Annotated in this window: 2 protein-coding genes; one reads left to right on the top strand and one right to left on the bottom strand. The window is 73.8% G+C overall.

Annotation, left to right across the window (positions count from 1 at the left end):
• Positions 1-305 (bottom strand): Gfo/Idh/MocA family oxidoreductase (locus HY68_RS45260; protein WP_041990480.1); only part of this gene is annotated, 305 nt, incomplete at its 3' end.
• A gap of 206 nt (positions 306-511) precedes the next feature.
• Between HY68_RS45260 and HY68_RS19075 the strand changes: the two genes are divergently transcribed.
• On the top strand, positions 512-2,047 hold the full coding sequence (locus tag HY68_RS19075) for a hypothetical protein (RefSeq protein ID WP_107070105.1): 1,536 nt from the start codon (positions 512-514) through the stop codon (positions 2,045-2,047).
• Positions 2,048-2,082 lie beyond the last annotated feature (35 nt).

Raw genomic sequence — 2,082 nt, 5'->3', positions numbered from 1 at the left:
GTCGTGGCGACCGGCTTGTCCATGATCAGGTGGCAGCCGGCCGCCGCCGCACGCGCGGCGAGCGGGGCCTGGATGTCGGGCGGCAGCGCGAAGGCGACGGCGTCGCTCGCCTCGAACAGCGCGTCGAGGCCGCTCTCGCCGGAATGCGCCGGTACGTCATGATCGGCGGCCAGCGCCGCTGCGGCCTCGGGACGGCGTCCCCAGACGCCGCTCAGTTCGAGGCCGGGATGGTCGGCGAGGGCGGGGGCGTGGGTGCGCTGCGCCCAGGGGCCGGTGCCGAGGAGTCCGATGCGTGGCTTGCTCATACCGCTCAGTGTGCCGGGTCCGTGCGAAGCGCGAGCGGCCGGGAGGTAAAAGCATGCGAGGTCGGCGGCCCTACCCGCGTAGAGTTCACGGCGCCGGCCGCGGGCCTTCGGTGTGACTTCCGGGACTTGCCTGTAAAGCAATCATTTCGCTGCTCACGCCCCCATGCCCCGGCCGGCTCTCCGACGCCTGCACCGGGGGGAGCGCCATGACGGAGCGCACGGAACACACCACGACGGCGGCAACGACGGAGACCATCGCCGATCTCGTCGCCGCCGAGGACGTACTGCTCTTCGTCAACGCCGCGGTGACGGCGACCGGGCAGCGCGAGTTCCGCTCCACCGCGCGCGCCCAACGGCTCTCGCTCGCCTTCCTGCACGAGTACGTGCGCGTCAACTACCGCCCGGTGTACGCCGCAGCCCTCGCGCTCGACATCAACGACCACAACGCGGCCCTGATCATCGAGCAGTTGCTGCGCACCGCGCGTGACGCTGACCCCGCCGAGAAGCGGGCCGAGGGCCGGCTGATCGCCGCGCGGCTCGCGGTGCTGCCGCCGCAGCGCGTCTACCGGCTGTTCGGCCGGCTGCGGGCCGCCGGGGTCACCAACCGCCGTACCCGCGCGATCCTGCGGGACTGGCTGGCGGGCCGGCCCGATCTGGCCCATGACGCGGTGAAGTACCGGCACGGCCTGAAGACGGCGGCGCGCCATTTCCATCTGCCGCTGGCGGAGCGGGGACACGCCGAGGTGGGGGACTTCCTGTTCACCCCCGCCCGCCGTAAGCACTACGACCACGCGCTGCTCGACGCGTACCGCCGGGCGCACTTCGCGCAGGACGCCCTGTACGAGCTGCCGTTCACGGTCGCCGAGGGGTTCGCGGCGAAGCACGGTGTGGACCGTGCCGCGCTGCTGGAGCGGGCCGCGCCCCGGATGACGCGCTTCGAGCGGCTGCGGACGCGCCGCGGCGCCGAGAGCGGGCCCCTCCCGCGCGCCGACCTGTCGGTCATGCCGCTGACCCGACTGGCCCTGTACGCCTTGTCGTTCACCCCCGCCGAGCGCGCGGCGCGCCGCAAGGAGCTGACCGGAGCGCTGCGCGCCGCCGCCCGGCGTACGGCGGGGCCCTACCGGAACACCTGGGGGCGGGTGGCCGCTGTCCTGGACGACAGCTACTCGTCGGCGGGCTCGGGCGAGAAGCGGCGCCGTCCGCTCGCGGTGGCGCTGGCCTGCCATTTCCTGCTGGCCGAGCTGGCGGTGCCCGGCGGCTACACCCCGTTGTGGACGTCGGGCTCCACCGATCCGCTGCTGGCGCGTCCGCTCGGCCCCACCCCGCTCGGGATGCGGATCATCGACGCGCTGGAGCGGGCGCCCGAACGGCTGCTGATCGTCTCGGACGGCTGGGACAACGCGCCTCCCGGCCTGGCCGCCGAGGTGCTGCGGGTGTGGCGGACCCGTCTCGACCCGGAGCGGCGGACGAGCGTCGTGCATCTCAACCCGGTGTACGACGCGGACAGTTTCGACGTACGGCGGCTGGCGCCGTCCGTGCCGACGGCCGGCATCAGGGACGCGAAGGATCTGCAGGCGCTGGTGCAGATCGCGCGGTTCGCCGAGGGCCGTACGGGACTGGCCGAGCTGCGGACGTATCTGGACCTGCGGGTGCGGCTTTTCGTGACCGACGACCGGTTCTGCGCCTTCCCCGGCGACGTCCCCGACGCCCTTCCCGACGCGACCTCCGAGGAGCCCCGATGACCCGGCCCGATCCCGCCCGGCCCGATCCCGCCCGG

Source organism: Streptomyces sp. AcH 505, from assembly GCF_000818175.1.
In the GTDB taxonomy this organism is placed as follows: Bacteria; Actinomycetota; Actinomycetes; order Streptomycetales; family Streptomycetaceae; genus Streptomyces.
The sequence above is the reverse complement of the archived record's forward strand: the minus strand, read 5'-3'. Positions and strand labels throughout refer to the sequence as shown.